The following is a 19,767-nucleotide window of genomic DNA, read 5'->3' on the forward strand; positions in this document are numbered from 1 at the left end:
TCGGTCCGTGTGTGAGGAAAAGGGGGGCGGTCCGCTCCCTCATACACGGATCACATGCGGATTCTGATAGACCTGGCGGACCGTCCCGGAGAATTCCGCGCAATACCGCGGAAGTACGGGACCGGCCGCGGGAACGGCGCGGCGGGAATACCGGTCCGGCTGCGGGCATTCCTCAGGGAATTCTCATCTCCGGGCTCCGGAAGGAAAGGAAAAGCGGGCGCGTGCGCGTTCTGGTGGTGGAGGACGAGACGTTTCTGGCGCGCGTCCTGGAGATCGGTCTGCGCCGCGAGGCCATGGCCGTGGACGTGGTGCACGACGGGGCGGCGGCCCTGGAGCGGGCCGCGGTGTACGACTACGACGTGGTGGTGCTGGACCGGGACCTGCCGGGGGTGCACGGGGACGAGGTGTGCCGCCGGATCCTGGCCATGGACGCGGGCTGCCGGATCCTGATGCTGACGGCTGCCGGGCGGCTCGGCGACAAGGTGGAGGGGCTCGGGCTGGGCGCCGACGACTACCTCTCCAAACCCTTCGACTTCCCGGAGCTGGTGGCCCGGTTGCGGGCCCTGTACCGGCGCGGCGGCCAGGTCCACTCCCCCGCCCTGACCTTCGGCGACCTGGCCTTCGACACGCACCGCCGCCGGGTGACGCGGGCCGGTCGGGAGGTGCGGCTGACCCCGAAGGAACTGGCGGTGCTGGAGCTGCTGATGCGGGCCGACGGCGGCGTGCTGAGCGCCGCGCACCTGCTGGACAAGGCGTGGGACGCGCAGGCGGGCCCGGGGACCAACGCGGTGCGGCTGGTGGTGCACACCCTGCGCCGCAAGCTCGGTGAGCCGCGGCTGGTGCACACCGCGGTGAGCGCCGGGTACCGGCTGGGCACGGCGTGATCCATCGGTTCCGCCGGGGCCGGGCGGGCGGCCCGCCCGGCGGTGCCGACACCGGCCGCCGGGCGCTCAGCATCCACCTGCGGCTCTTCCTCGGCTTCGGCGGGGCGCTGGTGGCCTGCTCGGCGCTGATGGTGTCGGTGATCTACCTGGGCATCCGGTACGTGCCCACCTACGACCTCTCGAAGACGGTGGTGGTGCCGGTGGGGCAGGTCCCGGCGGATGCCGTCATGCCGCCCGCTTCGGGCGTCCGGGAGGGGCGGCGGGTGGACGTGGCCGCCCCGATCCGCACCAAGGAGGACGTCTGGTCCACGGTGCTGGCGGTGTCGGTGGGCGGACTGCTGCTGGTGACGGCGGTCGGCCTGGGCGGGGGCTGGCTGCTGTCGCGCCGGCTGCTGGCCCCACTGCAGGCCGTGAACAAGGCGGCGGCCCGGGCGGGCGAGGGCGACCTGTCCTATCGGATCGACGCCCGGGGGCCCCGGGACGAGCTGAAGGAGCTCGCGGACACCTTCGACGGCACCCTGGCCCGGCTGGAGCAGTCCTTCGAGGCGCACCGCCGGTTCGCGGCCAACGCCTCCCACGAGCTGCTGACCCCGCTGACCACGACCCGGGCGGCCCTGCAGATGGCCTCCTCGGATCCGACCCCGGAGGAACTGGCCGAGCTGTTGCCGATGGTGACGGCCGCCAACGAGCGCAACATCCGGGTGGTGGAGGAACTGCTGCGGCTCGCGGCCGCGGATCAGACGACCTTCGACGCGGAACCGGTGGACCTGGCGGCCCTGACGGCCGGGTGCGTGGCGGAACGGCGTTCGACGCGGCCCGCCGGCCACGAGGGCCCGGTCCCGGAGCTGCGCCTCGCGGACCAGGTGTCGGAGGCGGCTGCCCCGACCCCGCCCGCACTGCCGGTGCGGGGCAACGAGGTGCTGCTGCGGCAGCTGGTGGGGAACCTGCTCGACAACGCGGTCCGACACAACCTGCCCGGACCCGGGGGCTCGGTCGACGTGACGGTCCGGGCCGAGGATCCGCCGGGCTCCGGCCCGGCGGTGGTCCTGGAGGTGGCCAACACGGGCCCGGCGGTGGACCCGGAGGTGGTGGATCGGTTGTTCGAGCCGTTCTACCGGGCCAGGCCCCGGGTGGGCAGCGACCGCGGACACGGGCTGGGGCTGGCCCTGGTGCGTTCGGTGGCGCGGGCGCACGGCGGGACCGTGACCGCCCGAGCCCTCCCGGACGGGGGCCTGCGGGTCCGCGTCGGGCTGCCCCGGGCGGCCGTGCCACCGGGGGACGGCGCGCCGCCACGATGACCACCGGCGAGTTCGATCCGGACCAGCGGATCCGGCCCCGCGGCCCGGACGCCCCCGTCAGCGGACCGGCAGACCCGTCGGCTCCTTGATCCGCTTCATGATGATCTGGGAGTTGACCTCGGTGACCCCGGAGAGGGTGGTCAGCTTCTCGATCCACAGCCGCTCGTAGGCGCGCAGGTCCGCGACGGCGATGCGCAGCAGGCAGCCCGGGCTGCCGAAGAGCCGGTACGCCTCGATCACGTCGGGGATCTCCTGGAGGGCCGCTTCGAAGGTCTCCACCGCCTCGCGGTCCCGGCGGACCTCCACCGACACCAGCACCTCGAAGCCCCGGCCGACGGCCTCGGGGTCGACCACCGCCCGGTAGCCCTGGATCACGCCGTCCTGTTCCAGCTGCCGGACCCGGCGCATGCAGGGGGAAGGGGTGAGTCCGACCCGCGCCGCGAGTTCCTGGTTGCTGAGCCGCCCATCGGCCTGGAGCTCACGCAAGATTTCGAGATCGATCGCGTCCATGACGCAATCATCCACCACCGAGTGTTACAGGGCCGCCAGGATTGGCAATCCGATTGCGCGATGATCTTTCTATCATTGCTGGTAGGCGTACAGGCGTGCGAACAGCGCGCGCCGGGCGCACGAGCGCGGGACGGGAAGGCAGGCCGGACATGGGACGGATCGTCGTGATCACCACGGGGGGCACCATCGCCAGCCGCTGGCAGGGCTCCGGCTTCGCCGCCGACGCAGACGGCCGGGAGGTCATGGCCACCGCGCCGCTCCCCGAGGGCGTGACGGTCGAGGTCGTGGACCTGTTCAGCGTGAACAGCCCCCGCCTTACCACCGCGCACCAGCTGACACTGCTGCGCACCGTCCACGAGACCCTGGCCGACCCGGGCGTCGACGGCATCGTGGTCACCCACGGCACCGACACCCTGGAGGAGTCGGCCTTCCTGGTGGACCTGCACCACGAGGACGAGCGCACCGTGGTGTTCACCGGGGCGCAGCTGCCCATGGGCACCGAGGACGGCGACGGTCCCGCGAACCTGTACGACGCCCTGCTGACCGCCGCCACCACCCGCGGCCTCGGGGTCGTCGTCGCCTTCGCGGGCCGGGTCCACGCGGCCCGGGGCACCGTCAAGACGCAGACCCTGGCCGCCGACGCCTTCGCGGACCCGTCCGGGGTGCCGCTGGGCCGGGTGCGGTTCGGCGAGGTGGCCGTGGACGCCCGACCGCGACGGCCCGAGGCGCTGCCGCTGCCCGCGCTGCCGGAGCGGGCGCCCCGGGTGGACATGGTGATGCACCACGCCGACGGCGACGCCGTGCTCCTGGAGGCCGCGCTCGCCGCCGGCGCCCAGGGCGTGGTGCTGGTGGCCACCGGCGCGGGCAACGCCACCCCGGAGATCGTGGCCGCCGTCGAATCGGCGGTGGCGCGCGGGGTGCTGGTGGCCCTGTCGACCCGGGTTCCGGCCGGACCGGTGACGGAGATCTACACGCACGGCGGGGCCGTGGACCTGGTCGCGGCGGGCGCGGTGCCCACCGGCACCCTGCGCGCCGGTCAGGCCCGCATCGCGGTGCTGGCAGCGCTGCTCGCGGCGGACTCGCCCGAGGCCCGGACCGAGGCCCTGCGGGCCGCCCTCGACGCCGCCCCCGCCAAGCACCCGGCCTCGGCCTGACGGCGGGTCCGGGAGGTCAGCCCGCGGGGAGCAGTTCGGCCAGCACGTGCCGGGCCGTCGCGGTCATCACGGGGTCGACGTCCCGGTAGTACTCCAGCTCCCTCAGGGCGACGGACAGGGCCCAGCCGCGACCCCGTCGCCAGGCGTCGGGGTCCGCCCCCACCGCCGTGCGGAAGGTGTCGCGGGCGTGGGCGGGCAGCAGGTACCAGGCGGCGATCAGGTCCACGGCCGGGTCGCCGAGCCCGAAGCAGCCGAAGTCGATGACGGCCCCGAGCCTCCCCTGGCGCAGCAGGACGTTGCCGGGCTGGAGGTCGGCGTGGATCCACACCGGCGCGTCCTCGGGACCCGGGGCCGCCAGGGCCGCCTCCCACTCCGCGACCGCGGCGGCCGTGTCGACCGCGTCGCCGACGGCGGCGAGGGCGGCCCGGGTGACCTCGTCGCGGTCGACCAGGGACTCGCTCCGGTAGGCGGGGAAGCCGTCCGTCGGATCGGCGGCGTGCAGGGCGGTCAGGAAGGCCCCGAGGTCGACGGCGAAGCGCCGGGCGTCGTCCGGTGTCAGATCGGGCAGCCCGGGGGCCGCCCGCTCCCCCGGCAGCCAGCGGAACACCGACCAGTTCCACGGGTACCCCTCCGCCGGCCGGCCCCGCTCCAGCGGTACCGGTACGGGCAGGGGCAGCGCCGGGGCGAGCCGGGGCAGCCAGGTGTGTTCGGTGCCGGAGTCGGCCGCCGCACCGGGCGTGCGCGGCAGTCGGACGACCAGCTCCTCGCCCAGCCGGTACATGGCGTTCGAGGTGCCCGCCGTGGCCACCTCCGCCACGGGCAGGTCTCCCCAGCGCGGGAACTGTCCGGCGACCAGGCGCGCCACCAGGTCGGGGTCCAGGTCCGGTTCGTCTGCGTGCATCTTCACCGCGGGCGGGCTTCCTTCCGGTCGATCGGGACCGTCAGGAGACCCGGGCCGGGCCGATCACGTCAACCGGTTTCCCGCCCGCGACCGCGGGACTGGAGCTGCCAGGTGTGCGCGGGGAGCGCCTCGGCCAGGTCCGCGAAGTGCCGGTGGCCGCGCCAGGACTCGAGGTTGCCGATCACGAAGAGGCGGCGCCGTGCCCGGCTCACGGCGACGTTCAGGAGGTTGGGGCGGGCCGCCGCCCAGGCGCGGGCCGCGGGCACCCGCGGGTCGGTGCCGAGGACCAGGACGACCACGTCCGCCTCCTTGCCCTGGGTGGTGTGCACGGTGCCGACCCGGTCGGCGGGCATCAGGTCCCGGCAGTGCCGCATGGCGCCCTCGACCACGGCCCGGAAGGGGCTGATGACGAACACCTCGCGGGCCAGGTCCACCCCGCCCTCGTCGCGCAGCCGTTCGAGGACCCGGCGCAGCGCGCGGCCCTCCTCCGGGATCCAGTGGCCCTCGGCGTCCGAGGAGACCACGTCCACCCAGCTGCTGGCCGGGTGGTGGCGGTACTCGCCGCGCTCCGGGGTGCCGCGCACCATCAGCCCGTCGTAGGCGATGCGGTTGCTGAGGCCGAACATGGGCTCGTCGCAGCGTCGGTGGACGCGCAGCGGGGCGCCCACCCACACCTCGGCGGGGCCCTCGGGCCCCGGGGCGGGCAGCAGGGTGCCGTAGCGGTTGCCGCGGTCGGCGAGGCGTTGGACGGAGGTGGCTCCGGGGACCCATTCGGATCCGGCGCCGTACTCCTCGCGCAGGGCCCGCTGGGCCGTCCACGGCAGGACCACCACCGGTTCCAGTTGGAGCGGGTCGCCGACGACGACCGTGCGGCGGGCCCGCCAGATCCCGCCGACGGCGAGCTGGGGGGCGGCCTGCCCGCCCTCGTCGACGAACAGCCAGCCCAGCGAGTGCCGGCCCAGGCCGCCGAAGACGCGGTCCAGGGAGGCGAAGGTGGTGGACACCACCGGCACCACGAGGAACAGCGACTGCCAGGCCGCGCGGAGGTGTTCCTCGGGCACCCCGGCCGGGACGCTCCCGGCGACGGCGTCCATCGCGGCCATGAGGTTCTGGTACATGGTGCGGGCGGTGCAGCGCAGGAAGGCCTGGTGGAGGTCGAGGGCGGCCAGGAAGAGGGCGCTGCGGGCGCGGTTCAGCTCGGGGTCGGCCCAGGGCGCGGACCGTTCCCGGTCCGCTTCCCCGGCGGCGGCGTCGGTGCCGTCGCCGGCCCCGGTGTACCAGGCTTCCTCGGGTACGTGCTCCCCCCAGCGGGCGCGTGCCGCGGTCACCTCGGCGGCACGGCGTTCCTCGGCGCCCGCGGCGGTCCTCGCCTCGACTTCGGCGGCGCGCAGGGCGGCGGCGGTGCGGTCGGCGAGTTCCGCTTCGTCCCCGTGCCAGTCCCGGGCGGCCCGGCCGAGGGTGAAGAGGCTGACGGTGAAGCCGGGGCGGCGGGCCAGGTGCGCGGTGTGTTCCTCTTCGGCCGCGGTGAGGGTCTCGCGGACGGGGGGCAGGGCGTCCTCGGCCTCGGCGAGGTCCCGGCGGGCCGCGTCGAGCCGGCGGGCGGCGGCGGCCACGGCCTCGGTGGTGGTGCGCACGGCCGCAAGGGAGTCCTCCCGGCCGGCCAGGGCCTCGGCCGCGGCGGCGCGTTCCGCGCGCAACCGTTCCACGTCCTCCCAGGCGGTGTGGAACCGCTCGCGGGCCTCCCGCCAGACACCGCTCTGGGAGGTGTCCCGCCACTGGCGGAGCAGGTGGGCGAGGCCGTTGCCGCTCTCCAGCCAGGCGGTGCGGTCCCGCAGCTCGCGCCAGTCGCGGTCGCGTGCGGACCCGGTGCCGCGGCGGGGGGTCTGAAGGGGCAGGGGCAGCGGGGCGGCCCCGCCGTCGGTGCGGCGGTAGCGGCCGTGCCAGAAGCGGTTGACGAAGTCGATGCGGTTGCGCCGGCTGCCGAGGCGGGCCGCGAAGGCGCCCCAGGCGGGGTCGCCCTTGAGCAGCCGGGTGGCCTGCTCGGCGTAGTAGTCGGCGGCCTCCCATTCCGGGCCGAGGGAGGAGCGGGCGGGGATCCCGGTGGAGACGTTCTCCACGGCGCCGTTGCCGGTGGAGGCCACGACCATCTCGAAACCGGTGAACTCGGGCCGCAGAGCGGTGACGGTACGGGTGTACTCGCCGGTCCGCCAGACGTGGGGCGGCTGGTCCGCGAAGGCCGCGGAGGGCAGCCGGAGTCCGGCGAGCAGGCGGGCGCGGTCGACGACGACGGCGGCGAAGCAGTCGCGGAGCATGGTGGTCTTGCCGGTGCCGGGCGGGCCGTTGACGGCGAACAGTCCCGCGCCGGGCCGCTCCTGGTCGCCCGTCAGGGATTCCCGGAGGGCGTTGACGGCGAACTGCTGGCTCAGGGCCAGGGGTTCCCCTTCGGGAGCGGGCCAGCGCCCGGCGGGGGTGCGATCGGGGGCGACGCCGTCGAGGACGGTGCGGGGGCGGCGTCGCACGTCGGTGCGGCCCTCGGGGCCGAAGGCGGAGCCGGGGGTCAGATAGGCGGCGAGGCCCGGTCCGGGCGCGGTGTCCGCGAGGGCGGCGGCGACGCGTTCGAGGTCGGTGGCGACGAAGCTGTTGAGGAAGTCCGGTCCGGTGCCGGTCGGGTCATCGGCCCGGTCGGCACGATCGGCGCGGACCGCGGTGCTGCGGACGCGTACGCCGTGGGGGGCGAGGGCCTCGGTGAGGCCCCAGTCCTCGGCGAGGTCGGCGACGAGGCCGAGGAGGCGCTCGGCGGTGAGGGCGGTCGGACCACCGGGCTCGGTGGCCGGGCCTTCCTCCGGGGGCCCCGCGTGCGGGTCGGTCGTGTCCGGCTCGGCGGGGCCGGGGGCCGGTGGGTGCGGATCCGGGGTGCCGCCGGGGGCGGTGACCCGCGCGGTCCAGGCCCGGTGCTCCTCCTCGAAGCCGTCGAGCCGGCCGGGGTGGCCGGGGCCGGCGCCGAGGGCGCGGCCGGTGGCCCAGGCGCAGGAGGAGAGGACGGCGGCGTCGCGGACCGGCCGGCCCTCGTCGGTGACGGTCAGGGCGAACAGGGCGCTCTCGCCCTCCAACCGGCCGTCGTGGTCCTCTTCGGTGCCGCCGAAGACGGAGAGGAGGGTGTCCCGGACCGCGGTGAGGGGGAAGGCACCGCCGTAGACCACGTGCTGCCAGACCTGGCCCTCTTCCAGCGGCACCGCGCGCAGGGGGTGGTCGGCCTCCCAGGGCAGCGGGGAGCCCGGTTCGACGGGGAAGACGCGGTCGCGGGGGGCGAGGGCGGGGATCTTCTGCGGGCTGAAGCGCTCCACGGCCCGCCAGTAGTCGATCACGGCCGACCGCCGTGCCCGTTCGTCCGCCATGCCCGTCTCGCCCCCGCTTCCGTCTCCCCGCACCCGGAACCCCACCGGTGACCTGTACCCATGATCAGTACCGAGCACCCTACGCGGAGGGAGCGGGGCCCGGCCGCTCAGGTGGGCGGGGGTCCCCCGCACGGGTTCGCCCCGGCCGGTGCGGGCCGGGGCGACGCGGGGACGAGGTCCGTGGCGCGATGACGGTGGTTCAGCGGGCGCTCGGGCGACGGCGGTTCGGCGGGGGCGGTTCCGTGGCGGGGGCTCAGGACCCCGGGGTGCCGGAGGGGGCCTCGCCCATGAGGGCGGTGAACTCGTCGAGGCCGGCGGTGTAGCCGCGCAGGCCGGGGTGGAAGGACCAGACCCCGCCCTCGCGGCGGAACTCGGCCACGGTGGCCGCGCTGGCGCCCGCGACGGCGGTGAACCCGTCGGCGGCGAGGTCGGTGTGGCCCTCGCGGACCCGGAAGGCGGTGCCGGGGACCTCGGCGAAGGTCTTGGCCTCGCCGCCGTCCTGGACAACGGCGCCCACCACCACGCGGACCAGCCTCGGTTCCATGCGGCCGAGTTCGAGGATGAGGACCTCGTCGAAGCCGAAGCCCTGGCCGGTACGGCTGTCCCGGTCGAGGGTGACGGTGCCGTCGGGGGCGCGGCGGCCGTGGTGGACCAGGTAGACGGGGGTGCCGTGCGGGTCCTCGGCGGCGTAGGCGGCGGCCACGAGGTCCAGGTCGTGCGGGGGCGCCCCGGCCGGGCTCGGGTCCCAGCGCAGTGCCACCTCGGCCTTGGTCAGTCCCTTGCGTATGCCCGTCACCCGGATCCCCGTTCTGCTCGGCTGGCTGCCGGGCCCATGCTGCCACGGGTGGCGCAACTGCCGTTCGCCGGGGAGCGGTTCTGCGCCAAGGCCGGGAAGGGGCGGCGGGGCCCACCGGCCGCGCGGCCCGCCGGCGCACGGGTGCGGGGGTCAGGGAGGTGGGTGCCGGAGACCGGGGCGCGGCCGGGGAGAGCGGGGCCGACCCTCCGCCGTCCGCCGCCGCGTCGACGTTGGCCGGAACACCGCCGCCGGGATGTGCGGGGTCGCGGGGTCGGCGGCGCCGGCGGGGGGTACGGTCGGCGGCATGGAAGATCGTCGGGGTTGGTCGCGGTCCCTGCTCGCGGGCGCGGTGTTCGTCGTGTGCATGGCCGGCACCACGCTGCCGACACCGCTGTACCTGTCGTACGAGGAGGAGTTCGGCTTCTCCCAACTGACCGTCACGGTCGTGTACGCGGTGTACGCCTTCGGGGTGCTGGCGGTGCTGCTGCTGGCCGGGAACGTCTCCGACGCCGTGGGGCGCAGACCGGCCCTGCTGTGGGGCCTGGGCTTCGCGGCGGCGAGCGCCGGGTGTTTCCTGGCGGCGGACGCGCTCGGCTGGCTCTACGCCGGGCGTCTCCTGTCCGGGCTGTCGGCGGGTCTGTTCACCGGGGCCGCCACGGCGTACGTGATGGAACTGGCGCCGCCGGACGGCCGGGCGCGGGCGACGCTCGTGGCGACGGCCGCGAACATGGGCGGTCTGGGGTGCGGGCCCCTGCTCGCCGGGGTCCTGGCGGAGTACGCCCCCGACCCCCTGGTGTTGCCCTTCGCCCTGCACCTGGCCCTGGTGGCGGTGTCGGCCGTGGTCCTGCTGCGGCTTCCCGAGACCGTGCGGGACCGGCGGCCCCTGTCGGGCGTGCGGCCCGCCGGCCTGGCCCTGCCCCCGCAGGTCCGGTCGGTGTTCGCGCCGGCCGCGATCGCCTCGTTCGTGGGCTTCGCCCTGTTCGGCGTCTTCGCCTCGGTCAGCCCGGCCTTCCTCGCGGGCTCCCTCGGCATCGACAACCGCGCGGTGAGCGGCCTGGTGGTGGCCCTGGCCTTCTTCGCCTCGACGGTCGGGCAGGCCGGCGTGGACCGGGTCGGCGTGGCACGTTCCCTGCCCGTGGGCTGCGCGGTCCTGGGTGCCGCGCTGGCCCTGCTGGCCGCGGCCCTGTGGACGGACCTCCTCTTCCTGGTCGTCCTGTCCGCCCTGGTCGGGGGGATCGGCCAGGGGCTGACCTTCCGGGCGGCCCTGACCTCGGTCGCCGCCGCGGCCCCGGAGGACCGCAGGGCCGCGGTGCTCTCGACGCTGTTCGTGGTGGCCTACGTCGGCATCTCGGTCCCGGTGGTCGGCGTGGGTCTGCTGTCCGAGCTCTGGGACCTGGAGCGGGCGGGGTTCGTGTTCATCGGCTGCATGCTCGTGCTCGTGACCGCGGCCGGCGCGTACCTGCTGCGCCGTCCGGCGACGCCGCGACGCCCCTGATCCGGCCGGACCGCCCCGTCGTCATCGGCCCTCCACCGCCCGACCGATCCTCACTCCCGCTCCCGCCCCTCCCCCGCTTCCGCACGCATCCGGCCGGCCTCGGACCGGCCGTGGGGAAACGCCTCCCGGAAGGCCGGCCGGCCGCTAGGTTCGGGGCATGGGAGACGATCCGTTGGACGCGCTCCGCGTCGCCGTGGAGCGGTACTTCGCGGCCCCGCCCGAGCGGGTGTGGGACCTGCTGACCGACGTGCCGGCCATGGCCCTGTGGAGTCCCGAGGTGGTCGAGGCCCGCTGGCTGACCCGGCCGGTGGCGGAGGGGGCGCGGTTCCGGGCGACGAACCGCCGGGGCGGCATGGAGTGGAGCGTCGTCTGCCACGTCCTGGCCTCCGAGGCGCCCACCCGCTTCGTGTGGTGCGTCTCCGAGCCGGCCCGCCCCTCCTCGACCTGGTCCTACGACCTGGCGCCGCGCGACGGCGGCACGCTGGTCACGCAGCGCTTCCGACACGGGCCGGGGGCGAGCCTGGTCCGCGAGATGGCCGCCGCGCGGGGCGCCGACGCCGACGGGATCGTCCGGTGGCGGGCGGACATGCTCGCCGCCGACATGGCGGGGGTGCTGGAGCGGGCGGCGGGGGCCCTGGAGGAGCCGTAGACCGCGTCCGGTCCGCTGCGGCCCGGCGGCCGGCCGGTCACTGGAGCTCGGAGAGGTCCACGGAATCGGCGGGCGCGGGAGTGCGGGCGGGTACCGGGCGGCCGTAGTCCGAGAAGACTGCCTCGGTGCGTTCGCCACCGCTGTCGGTGCCCTCGGCGCGCAGCAGGTACGGGGCGTCCTCGGTGGAGACGTAGAAGGTGGTGGTCTCCGTGCCGTGCCGGCTGGTGACGGTGACGGCCGGGTCGCCGTCGACGGTGGTCCGCTGTCCCTTGGTGAGTTTCTCCCCGGCGGGGGCGGAGGAGAACTTCTCCTTGAACTGGTTCAGGTCACAGAACTCGGCGAACTGCTTCAGGACGGCGCTGTTGGTCGTGCCGTGCAGGTAGCGGCCGTCGATCAGGGCGATGGCGTCGTCGGCGGCGGATCCGGGGATCTGGGACCGGAGCAGGGTCTCGTCGAGCTTCATCCAGACGTCGTCGCCCCGCTTGATCACGTCGGCCCGGCCCTCGCCGCCGGGGAGCTTCACGGTGCCCGCGCAGTTGCCCTGGGTGTCGAAGGCCAGGTCGAGGCCGGTGGTACCGGTGGAGTCGGTCAGTTCGGCCGCCATGCGCAGCGAGGTGGCGTCGGCCATGGCCGTGCGGGAGCGGTCCGCGATCGTCTGGGCGCTCTGGTCGGCGATGCCGTTGTCCTCGGCGGTGGCGGCCGGTGCGGCGGCCAGCAGGAGGGCGGTCGCGGCGGCGGCCGTGAGGCCCGCGCGGACGCTCCGGCGGCGGGTCCCGGCGGCCCGTCCCGGCGGGCCGCCGCCGGGCTCGGGGGCGGGGGCCGCCGGCTTGCTGGTGCTGGTCATCGCGCCACCTCCTCGGGGCCGCCCCGGTCGGGCGCGCGGCGGTTCCCCTTCACCCGATCAGCGTAGGCCGGGCTCCGGGGGCCCGCAGTCCGGGCGGGCCCCCGGAGCGGAGCTCGGGGGCCCGGGGCGGGCCGGGGTGAAGGAGACCAGGACGGGCCCGCGAGCGCCGCCGGCGGTGGGGCAGCCGGTGCAGGAGCGGCCCGCGAAGAAGCAGCCGGAGCAGTCGGGCGGGCCGATCTCCCGGCGGACCAGCCGGCCCTTGCGGACCCAGTACGCGGCCAGGTCGGCGGGACCGACCCCGAGCCGGCCGGCGATCCGGGCGAGCCCTTCGCCGGGAGCGGCCTCCTCGAAGGCGGCGAGGGCCCGGCGCAGCAGGTCCCCGCTCACCAGAACAGCCTGGTCAACTGGAAGACGGCGGTGGCGAGGAGCCAGGCGACGGCCAGTTGGAGACCGAGACCCACCACGGTGAGCCGGGTGCCGATCTCGGTGCGCTGGGCGGCGAGGGTGGCCATGCACGGCGTGTAGGCGAGCACGAAGACGAGGAAGGCGAGGGCGGCCGCCTCGGGATGGCCACCGGAGGAGGCGGTGAAGGTGGCGTGCAGGCGGGCCGGGAGGGCCGCCGGATCCGGCCCGGCCGCTCCGGTCCCCGGCCCGTCGGCCGGCCCGGGGTCGGCCGCGTAGGTCTGGCCCAGGGTCGAGATGACTCCTTCCTTGGCGACGAGGCCGGTGGCGAGGGCGGCGGTGGCGTGCCGGTCCCCGAAGCCGGCGGGGCGGCGACCGGCGCCAGGGCCTCGGTGATCCGGCCGAAGGCGCTGTCGGCGGTGTCGACCCGGCCGAAGGAGCCGGCTCCGCCGCCCGCGGGGACGGCCGCGAGCAGCCAGACGGCCGCCGCGGTGGCGACGATGATCCCGCCGGCGGTGCGGAGGAACGCGGTCAGCTTCAGCCGGACCTGGGTGCCGGTGACCTTCGGGGTGGGCATCCGGTACGGCGGGAGTTCGAGGACCAGGGGCTCTTCCGTCATGTCGCGGAAGAGCAGCGGGCGCAGCAGCAGCACCATCCCGACGGCCGGCAGCACCGAGGCCACGTACAGCAGGAAGACCACGGTGCCGGAGGCTCCGCCGAAGAACACGCCGGCGATCATCACGTAGACGGCGAGGCGGGCCGTGCAACTCATGAACGGGACGAGCATGCCGACGAGCAGCCGGTGGGGGCGGTGCCGGAGGATCCTGGTGCCGGCGAGGGCGGGGACGTTGCAGCCGAAGCCGACGACCAGCGGCAGGAAGGCGCGACCGGGCAGGCGCAGGGTGCGCATGAGGCGGTCGGCGAGGAAGGCGGCGCGGGCGAAGTAGCCGGAGTCCTCCAAGAGGGACAGCAGTAGGAACATGATCGCCATCAGCGGGAGGAAGGTCAGGAGCTGTCCCACGCCGCCGATGAGCCCGTCCACGAGCAGTCCCATCAGCCAGGACGGGGCGCGCAGGGCGTCGAGGAGCCCGTCGGCGGCCCCACTCACGGGGCCGGACACCAGGGCGCCGAGGCCGTCCTGGAGGGGTTCGGCGAGGGTGGTGGTGGCCTGGAAGACCCCCCACATCACGGCGAGGAAGAAGGGGACGCCGAACCAGCGGGACAGCAGCAGGCGGTCGGCGCGGTCGCTGAGGGTGGGGCGGATCCGGGCGGGGGCGGGGGTGTCGCGGGCGCAGTCCCGGGCGAGGGCGGTCAGTTCGGCGGCGAGCGGGCCGTCGGCGGCCCACGGGGCCGCGGACGGCTCGGGCGGCTCGGGCAGCTCGGGCGGTACGGGCCCGGGGGACGCCGCGAGCCGGTCCCGGACGGCGCCCGCCAACCGGTCGAGGCCGGTTCCGGTCCGGGGCTCCACGGGGACCACGGGGGGACCGAGGGCCTCCGCGAGGGCGGTGGGGTCGGGCCGGGTGCCCCGACGGGCGGCGACGTCGGTCATGGTCAGGGCCACCACCAGGGGGATCCCGGTGTCGAGGACCTGGGAGAGGAGGAAGAGGTTCCGGGCGGGGTTGGCGGCGTCCAGGGCGAACACGACCAGGGCCGGTCGGTCGCCGTCGGGGGCGGTGAGCAGGTCGCGGACCAGTTCCTCGTCCGGGGCGTCCGCGAGGAGGCTGTACAAACCGGGCAGGTCGGCGAGGGCGAGCCGGGCGCCGTCGGGGGCGCGCCAGGTGCCGCGGGCCACCCGCACGGTCTTGCCGGGCCAGTTGCCCACGTGTTGGTGGGCGCCCGTCAGGGCGTTGAAGAGGGTGGACTTGCCGACGTTCGGGTTGCCCACGAGGACGATCGGCGCCCCGGCGGGCCCCTCCGCCCCGGGGGCCTCCGCGAGGGTCCCCGCCGGTGCGGCGCCGGCGCCGTGGCAGCGGCTCACCGCTCGCACCGCAGACCGGTTGCGGTCCGGGAGTCCAGTGCCACCCGCGCCTCGCCGAGGCCCACCAGCAGTCCGCCGGTGGCGCCCCGCGCGATCACGGTGACCTGGACCCCGGGCACGAACCCGTACTCCAGGAGTCTGCGCCGTCCGGGGGCTTCGGGGCCGGGGGCGGTCAGGCGGACGGTGGTTCCGGGGCGGTGGTCGAGGAGGGAGGGCACCGGCGGACCTTCTTCGGACGGCGGGGCGGCTTCCGGCGACCGGAGGCCCGAGTAAGGCAAACCCAACTCCGTCTCTCGGCGGGGTACGGGCCGGAAAGGTCCCTGATCGACGGGACCTTCGCGGCGCACGACGGGCCTTCGGGCCCACCACCGTCCCGCCGCCGTCCCGCCGGGAAAGGGCTGGTGCGCGCCCCCGCTCCCGGTTACCGTCGCGTACACGATCCGCCGTACGGGCGGGTGTACGGGGGGAGTTCCACATGGGTTCGCTGTTGGTGATGTTCGGGGTGTTCGGGGCCGTCGCCGTCCTGCTCATCGTCGTGGTGCTGCGCCGGGACCGGCGCCGGACCCATCACGCCGAGGGGCTGCTCATCGAGCAGGAGGCCCGGCTGCGGGCCCAGGCGGACAAGGTGTCCTTCAACTCCCTCGCCGTGCACAACTCCGTTCCGACCATGACGGACAGTCAGCGCCGAGCCCGCCCCTGAGAGCCGGGTGCCCGTCGTCCGGCGCCGGGCCCGGGGACCTCGGGCACCCCGACCTCAGGCGCGCGGCGCCACCGTCTCGCCGGAGCCGCGGAGCAACCGCACCAGTCCGCGCATCAGCAGGCCCAACAGGAGGGCCTGGACGAGGTAGGAGACGGCGAGCAGCACGTACGGGGCGGCTCCGGTCCGGACCCAGGGGCCGAGCGGATCGGCCACGGCGAGCAGGGCCGCCCCGGTGGGCAGGGACAGGGCCAGGGCGAGGAGTCCGGCCGGTCCGCCCCGGTCCCCGCCCGAGGCCGCCGCCGCGATCAGGAGTGCCGCCAGGAGCAGGTAGGCGACGGAGAGCGGGTTGCCGAGGGCCTGTCCGGCGGTGCGGGCGAGTGCGCGGGGGCGCATGGGTTCTCCTCGGGAGGGCGGGCGGGCTCCGGGGCGTCCATCCTGCGGTGCCCGGCCCGGTTCCGCCTGAGTACGGGTACTCAGGATCCGCGCCGACGCCCCGGCCGCGTCACCGCTCGCCGCCGCCACACCCTCGAAGGAGTGATTGCAGGGCTTTCGGGCCCGGCGGGGAGGCCCGCCGGGCTAGAACGCACGTGTGTCCAGTGAGGATTTCCAGCCCGCCGCCTGGGACCGGTCCCCCGGCCTCCACACCCTGCGCATCAACCCGCACAGCCCCTCCCGCGCGCTCCGCAGCGACAACACCGATCGGTGCGCGTACTGCGGGCACCGGGTCTGGTGGTTCGACCGCGCGGACGGCGGACGCATCCCGCTCGTGCCGAAGGAGTTCCCGGTCCGCGCGGTCCCCGTGCGGGCCCGCTGGGCGGTGGACGGGGGCATGGCCCGGATCGGGGACATGGGCCGCGGCACCTGCTGGCTGGCGCACCCGGCGGTCTGCCCCGGCATGGAGCACGAGGACGAGGACGACCCCCAGTTGGCCGGGGCGCGCCGGGCGCTGGCGGTGCGGACCCGCAAGCTGGTGGAGAGCGGGGCCTTCGTGCCCCGCCCGCGGGTGCCCGAGGAGGAGTCCGGGGACCTGGCCGACAGCGCGCCCGCGGCCCTGGTGCCGAGGCCCCGCGAGGCGGGCCCCCGGGAGCGGCACGTGCTGTCGTACTCGGGGATCCTGCTCCTCGGCCCGGACACCATCGACCGCATCGGCTGCGTGTCGGTGGCGGCGGGCACCGGGGAGCGGTGCCGCAACACCGTCCTGGACCGGACCTCCAACTACCAGGGCGACTGGCAGCGGGTGCCGGTACCGGTGCCGCCCGGCCGGGCGGGGCCGACGCTCTGGGCGGACGCCCACATGTGGGTGTACGCCTTGGACGGGGTGGACTACACGGAGTCGGTGCGCTGGCGGAACCAGCGGTGCGTGGCCCACGAGGCGGGCACCACCCCGGACGCCGCGCAGGTGGAGTGGGTGCGCTTCACCCCGTTCCGGGACGCCGACCACATCCTGTACGGGCGGCCGGCGGACGCGGACCGCGCCGAGGCGGACCGCGAGTACCAGCGGGAGCGGATCGTGTGCGCCGGGGCGGGGTGCGTCAACGGCAAGGAGGGGACGGTGGATCCGGACGACCTCGTCGAGGGCGTCGGCTGGCTCTGCTACCAGTGCCGCCCCCGGCACCTGCGGCGGGTACGGGCCCGGGGGCGGTCCGCGGGTGAGCACGCGGCCCGGGGCCCGGAGGCCGACTGACCCGACCGACCCGACGCCCCGGCGCGGGTCCCGCGCCGGCTCCCGTCCGGGCCCGACCGGTCGGACGGGGTCGGTCGGCTCAGCCGGGTCGGCCGGATCGGCTCGGTCGGTTCTCGGCGGCGAGGGCGGCGATGATGCCCGCCGCGGCCTCCCGCATCTCGACCTTGCGGACCTTTCCCGTGACGGTCATGGGGAAGGAGTCGACCACGTGCACGTAGCGCGGCACCTTGAAGTGGGCGAGCCGGCCGGCGCAGTAGGCGCGGACGGTCTCGGCCGTGAGCGGCGCGGCGCCCTCCCGCATCCGGATCCAGGCCATCAGCTCCTCCCCGTACTTCGGGTCGGCCACGCCGATGACCTGCACGTCGAGCACGTCGGGGTGGCCGTGCAGGAACTCCTCGATCTCGCGGGGGTAGAGGTTCTCGCCGCCCCGGATCACCATGTCCTTGATGCGGCCGGTGATGCCGATGTAGCCGTCCTCGTCCATGACGGCGAGGTCCCCGGTGTGCATCCAGCGGGCCGCGTCCACCGCCTCGGCGGTCTTCTCCGGCTCGCCCCAGTAGCCGAGCATCACCGAGTAGCCGCGGGTGCAGAGCTCCCCCGGCACGCCCCGGGGGACGGTCCTGCCGGTGTCCGGGTCCACGACCTTCACCTCCAGGTGCGGGCCCACCCGGCCCACCGTGGAGACGCGGCGGTCCACGGAGTCGTCCGAGCGGGTCTGGGTGGAGACGGGCGAGGTCTCGGTCATGCCGTAACAGATGGCCACGTCGCGCATGCCCATCCGTTCGATGACCTCCTTCATCACCTCCGTGGGGCAGGGGGAGCCGGCCATGATGCCGGTGCGCAGGCTGCTCAGGTCGTACCCGTCGAAGCCGGGCTCGGCCAGTTCGGCGATGAACATGGTGGGCACGCCGTACAGGGAGGTGCAGGATTCCGCGGCGACGGCGGCGAGGGTGGCGGCCGGTTCGAAGGAGGGGGCGGGGATCACCATCGTGGCGCCGTGGCTGGTGCAGGCGAGGTTGCCCATGACCATGCCGAAACAGTGGTAGAAGGGGACCGGGATGCAGACCCGGTCCTCTTCCGTGTAGTGCAGCAACTCCCCCACGAAGTAGCCGTTGTTGAGGATGTTGTGGTGGGAGAGGGTGGCGCCCTTGGGGAAGCCGGTGGTGCCGCTGGTGTACTGGATGTTGATGGGGTCGTCGGGACTCAGGACGGCCTGGGCGGCGGCCAGTTCGGCGGGGTCGGCCGCGCGGCCGCGCTCCAGGAGTCCTCGCCAGAGCGGGCCGTCGAGGGTGACCACGTGGTCCAGTTCCGGGCAGCGGGGCCGGACCTCCTCGATCATGGCACCGTAGTCGGAGGACTTGAAGCGGTCGGCGGCGGCGAGCAGCCTGATCCCCGACTGGCGCAGGACGTACTCGAGTTCGTGGGACCGGTAGGCGGGGTTGACGGTGACCAGGACGGCCCCGATCTTCGCGGAGGCGTACTGGAGCAGGGTCCATTCGGCCCGGTTGGGCGACCAGACGCCCACCCGGTCGCCGCGGGCGATCCCCAGGCCGAGCAGTCCGAGGGCCAGGGCGTCCACGTCCGCGCCGAACTCCGCGTAGGTCCATCGGCGGCCCGCGGCGAGGTCCACCAGCGCGTCCCGGCGCGGGAACGCGCGGACGGCGCGGTCGAGGTTCTCCCCGATCGTGTCGCCGAGCAGGGGCCGGGTGGAGGGCCCCGAGGCGTAGCTGGGGCGGGCGGGCTGGACGGCGGACGGGTGCGGCACCTGGAACCTCCGGGGTCGTGGCCGGGCGCGGCCGGCGCGACGGACGGCGTCCATGATCCACCGCCGGAGCCGCGGGCGCCGGCCCCGGGAGCGGCCCGACTCGGCCGAAGGCGGCGGTGCTGCGGCGTGAACACGCCACCGGCACCACGGGCCCGCCGGTCCGCGCCGCACGGGAGGAGAGCACGTCCGAGGGATTGACGGGCGGGCGGCCGCGTCTTCGCCAACTCCCCGTCTTCCCGCGCCCGTACCGCGGACGAGGAAATGGCAAAGCCGTTCCGTGCTGCCGATATCGCTCCCTGATGTACGCAAGGGGCGGGTTGTCCGTATTCCCGGTGTCCGGTGACTTCTCGTCGCCAGTATTTTCCTTGTGTCATCGGATCGGAAAACTGGAGCAAATATGCTGCTGCAGGACAAGAACGCCGTGATATACGGGGCCGGCGGTGCCATCGGCTCCGCGGTCGCCCGGGCCTTCGCCGCCGAGGGCGCCCACGTCCACCTGGCCGGACGGACCCGGGAGCCGCTGGATCAGGTGGCCACGGACATCCGGGCCCGGGGCGGCACCGCCGAGGTGGCCGTCCTCGACGTGATGGACGAGGCCGCCGTGGACAAGCACGTGCGGGCGGTCGCCGAACGGGACGGCCGGCTCGACGTCTCGATCAACCTGATCGCGCACGACGACGTGCACGGGGTGCCGCTGGTGGAGATATCGGCGGCGGAGTTCGCGCGCCCGGTGGAAATCGCGGTCATGGCGAATTTCCACACCATGCGGGCCGCGGCCCGGCGCATGGCGGAACAGGGCTCCGGGGTCGTCATCTCCTTCACCTCGCCGCCCGCGAAGATGGTCGGCCCGCTGATGGGCGGGAGCGCCGTGGCGGAGGCGGCCGTGGAGACCTTCACCCGGGCGCTGGCCGCGGAAGTGGGCGGCCAGGGGGTGCGGGTGGTGGGCCTGCGGTCCGAGGGGATCCCCGAGTCATGGGCCCCGGACTGGCACACCAACGTCTTCGACACCCCCCAGGAGGCCACCGACGGCCTCGACCCCGAGGGGCACGCCGGGACGCTCGCCGCCAAGACCATGCTCGGCCGGACCCCCTCGCTGGCCGAGATGACCGCGGTGGCCGCCTTCCTCGCCTCCGACCGGGCCGCGGCGCTCACCGGGACCGTCACCAACATGACCTGCGGGTCGGTCCCGGACTGACCCGGACCCCGAACCGGGATCCGGAACCGGGGCACGCGCGCACGTCGGCGCGCGGGGCCCCGGTCCGGGGTTCGCTGGCGGGCGCATACATACCCTGACGGTTTTGCGGGCCCCCCC

Annotated in this window: 18 protein-coding genes; 8 read left to right on the top strand and 10 right to left on the bottom strand. The window is 75.3% G+C overall.

Going from position 1 to position 19,767, the window contains the following annotated elements; translation table 11 throughout:
* Nucleotides 1-221: 221 nt before the first annotated feature.
* Together ABTZ17_RS18095 and ABTZ17_RS18100 are read left to right on the top strand one after the other, a co-directional pair.
* A complete protein-coding gene (locus tag ABTZ17_RS18095) occupies nt 222-884 on the top strand; it encodes a response regulator transcription factor (protein ID WP_352196629.1) in 663 nt (220 codons plus the stop codon).
* Nucleotides 881-2,182 (top strand): sensor histidine kinase, encoded by a 1,302-nt coding sequence (locus tag ABTZ17_RS18100; protein WP_352196630.1) that lies wholly within the window; start codon nt 881-883, stop codon nt 2,180-2,182. Before ABTZ17_RS18095 ends, ABTZ17_RS18100 begins: the two co-directional genes overlap by 4 nt.
* Nucleotides 2,183-2,239: 57 nt before the next feature.
* Here ABTZ17_RS18100 and ABTZ17_RS18105 read toward each other — a convergent pair whose 3' ends face one another.
* Nucleotides 2,240-2,692, bottom strand: a complete 453-nt coding sequence (locus ABTZ17_RS18105) for an Lrp/AsnC family transcriptional regulator (protein WP_352196631.1) — start codon at nt 2,690-2,692, stop codon at nt 2,240-2,242.
* A gap of 149 nt (nt 2,693-2,841) precedes the next feature.
* Between ABTZ17_RS18105 and ABTZ17_RS18110 the strand changes: the two genes are divergently transcribed.
* Complete coding sequence (locus tag ABTZ17_RS18110; RefSeq protein WP_352196632.1) at nt 2,842-3,846, top strand: asparaginase; 1,005 nt, start codon at nt 2,842-2,844, stop codon at nt 3,844-3,846.
* A gap of 16 nt (nt 3,847-3,862) precedes the next feature.
* Here ABTZ17_RS18110 and ABTZ17_RS18115 read toward each other — a convergent pair whose 3' ends face one another.
* The 3 genes from ABTZ17_RS18115 to ABTZ17_RS18125 all read right to left on the bottom strand — a co-directional run bounded on the left by ABTZ17_RS18115 (nt 3,863) and on the right by ABTZ17_RS18125 (nt 8,938).
* A complete protein-coding gene (locus ABTZ17_RS18115) occupies nt 3,863-4,747 on the bottom strand; it encodes an aminoglycoside phosphotransferase family protein (RefSeq protein ID WP_352196647.1) in 885 nt (294 codons plus the stop codon).
* Between the two features lie 68 nt (nt 4,748-4,815).
* Nucleotides 4,816-8,142 (bottom strand): DEAD/DEAH box helicase, encoded by a 3,327-nt coding sequence (locus tag ABTZ17_RS18120; protein WP_352196633.1) that lies wholly within the window; start codon nt 8,140-8,142, stop codon nt 4,816-4,818.
* A gap of 253 nt (nt 8,143-8,395) precedes the next feature.
* The gene (locus tag ABTZ17_RS18125; protein ID WP_352196634.1) at nt 8,396-8,938 is read right to left on the bottom strand and encodes a TerD family protein; all 543 of its coding nucleotides are present in this window, start codon (nt 8,936-8,938) and stop codon (nt 8,396-8,398) included.
* A 304-nt stretch (nt 8,939-9,242) separates the two neighbouring features.
* On the opposite strand from ABTZ17_RS18125, the gene ABTZ17_RS18130 reads away from it, so the two are divergent.
* On the top strand, nt 9,243-10,433 hold the full coding sequence (locus tag ABTZ17_RS18130) for an MFS transporter (protein WP_352196635.1): 1,191 nt from the start codon (nt 9,243-9,245) through the stop codon (nt 10,431-10,433).
* 157 nt (nt 10,434-10,590) lie between these two features.
* A complete protein-coding gene (locus tag ABTZ17_RS18135) occupies nt 10,591-11,082 on the top strand; it encodes an SRPBCC family protein (protein WP_352196636.1) in 492 nt (163 codons plus the stop codon).
* A 37-nt stretch (nt 11,083-11,119) separates the two neighbouring features.
* On the opposite strand, the gene ABTZ17_RS18140 is transcribed toward ABTZ17_RS18135, so the two are convergent.
* The 4 genes from ABTZ17_RS18140 to ABTZ17_RS18155 are packed head-to-tail and all read right to left on the bottom strand — an operon-like array spanning nt 11,120 to nt 14,524.
* Nucleotides 11,120-11,926 (bottom strand): hypothetical protein, encoded by an 807-nt coding sequence (locus tag ABTZ17_RS18140; RefSeq protein WP_352196637.1) that lies wholly within the window; start codon nt 11,924-11,926, stop codon nt 11,120-11,122.
* Nucleotides 11,927-11,983: 57 nt separating this feature from the next.
* The gene (locus tag ABTZ17_RS18145; protein WP_352196638.1) at nt 11,984-12,313 is read right to left on the bottom strand and encodes a hypothetical protein; all 330 of its coding nucleotides are present in this window, start codon (nt 12,311-12,313) and stop codon (nt 11,984-11,986) included.
* A gap of 13 nt (nt 12,314-12,326) precedes the next feature.
* Nucleotides 12,327-14,306, bottom strand: a complete 1,980-nt coding sequence (feoB, locus tag ABTZ17_RS18150) for a ferrous iron transporter B (protein WP_352196639.1) — start codon at nt 14,304-14,306, stop codon at nt 12,327-12,329.
* Nucleotides 14,303-14,524 (bottom strand): ferrous iron transport protein A, encoded by a 222-nt coding sequence (locus ABTZ17_RS18155; RefSeq protein ID WP_352196640.1) that lies wholly within the window; start codon nt 14,522-14,524, stop codon nt 14,303-14,305. Before ABTZ17_RS18155 ends, feoB begins: the two co-directional genes overlap by 4 nt.
* A 257-nt stretch (nt 14,525-14,781) precedes the next feature.
* Here ABTZ17_RS18155 and ABTZ17_RS18160 point away from each other — a divergent pair, with 257 nt between their 5' ends.
* Nucleotides 14,782-15,006 (top strand): hypothetical protein, encoded by a 225-nt coding sequence (locus ABTZ17_RS18160; RefSeq protein ID WP_352196641.1) that lies wholly within the window; start codon nt 14,782-14,784, stop codon nt 15,004-15,006.
* A gap of 54 nt (nt 15,007-15,060) precedes the next feature.
* Here the strand turns inward: ABTZ17_RS18160 and ABTZ17_RS18165 are convergent, their stop codons facing one another.
* Nucleotides 15,061-15,399 carry an SCO4225 family membrane protein gene (locus ABTZ17_RS18165; RefSeq protein WP_352196642.1) on the bottom strand — a complete coding sequence of 113 codons (339 nt, stop codon included), beginning with the start codon at nt 15,397-15,399 and terminating at the stop codon, nt 15,061-15,063.
* Nucleotides 15,400-15,595: 196 nt separating this feature from the next.
* On the opposite strand from ABTZ17_RS18165, the gene ABTZ17_RS18170 reads away from it, so the two are divergent.
* Complete coding sequence (locus ABTZ17_RS18170) at nt 15,596-16,690, top strand: DUF6083 domain-containing protein (RefSeq protein WP_352196643.1); 1,095 nt, start codon at nt 15,596-15,598, stop codon at nt 16,688-16,690.
* 79 nt (nt 16,691-16,769) lie between these two features.
* Here ABTZ17_RS18170 and ABTZ17_RS18175 read toward each other — a convergent pair whose 3' ends face one another.
* Nucleotides 16,770-18,455: an AMP-binding protein gene (locus ABTZ17_RS18175; protein ID WP_352196644.1), complete on the bottom strand. Its 1,686-nt coding sequence runs from the start codon at nt 18,453-18,455 to the stop codon at nt 16,770-16,772.
* Nucleotides 18,456-18,852: 397 nt separating this feature from the next.
* Between ABTZ17_RS18175 and ABTZ17_RS18180 the strand changes: the two genes are divergently transcribed.
* The gene (locus ABTZ17_RS18180; RefSeq protein WP_352196645.1) at nt 18,853-19,650 is read left to right on the top strand and encodes an SDR family NAD(P)-dependent oxidoreductase; all 798 of its coding nucleotides are present in this window, start codon (nt 18,853-18,855) and stop codon (nt 19,648-19,650) included.
* Nucleotides 19,651-19,767: the final 117 nt, after the last annotated feature.

This window comes from Streptomyces sp. NPDC097619 (genome assembly GCF_040302735.1).
In the GTDB taxonomy this organism is placed as follows: Bacteria; Actinomycetota; Actinomycetes; order Streptomycetales; family Streptomycetaceae; genus Streptomyces.

Excerpts from the sequence above, each read along its gene's own strand:
- ABTZ17_RS18105 (WP_352196631.1), bottom strand. The coding sequence starts at position 2,692 with ATGGACGCGATCGATCTCGAAATCTTGCGTGAGCTCCAGGCCGATGGG.
- ABTZ17_RS18110 (WP_352196632.1), top strand. The coding sequence starts at position 2,842 with ATGGGACGGATCGTCGTGATCACCACGGGGGGCACCATCGCCAGCCGC.
- ABTZ17_RS18115 (WP_352196647.1), bottom strand. The coding sequence starts at position 4,747 with ATGCACGCAGACGAACCGGACCTGGACCCCGACCTGGTGGCGCGCCTG.
- ABTZ17_RS18120 (WP_352196633.1), bottom strand. The coding sequence starts at position 8,142 with ATGGCGGACGAACGGGCACGGCGGTCGGCCGTGATCGACTACTGGCGG.
- ABTZ17_RS18130 (WP_352196635.1), top strand. The coding sequence starts at position 9,243 with ATGGAAGATCGTCGGGGTTGGTCGCGGTCCCTGCTCGCGGGCGCGGTG.
- ABTZ17_RS18135 (WP_352196636.1), top strand. The coding sequence starts at position 10,591 with ATGGGAGACGATCCGTTGGACGCGCTCCGCGTCGCCGTGGAGCGGTAC.
- ABTZ17_RS18140 (WP_352196637.1), bottom strand. The coding sequence starts at position 11,926 with ATGACCAGCACCAGCAAGCCGGCGGCCCCCGCCCCCGAGCCCGGCGGC.
- ABTZ17_RS18160 (WP_352196641.1), top strand. The coding sequence starts at position 14,782 with ATGGGTTCGCTGTTGGTGATGTTCGGGGTGTTCGGGGCCGTCGCCGTC.
- ABTZ17_RS18165 (WP_352196642.1), bottom strand. The coding sequence starts at position 15,399 with ATGCGCCCCCGCGCACTCGCCCGCACCGCCGGACAGGCCCTCGGCAAC.
- ABTZ17_RS18180 (WP_352196645.1), top strand. The coding sequence starts at position 18,853 with ATGCTGCTGCAGGACAAGAACGCCGTGATATACGGGGCCGGCGGTGCC.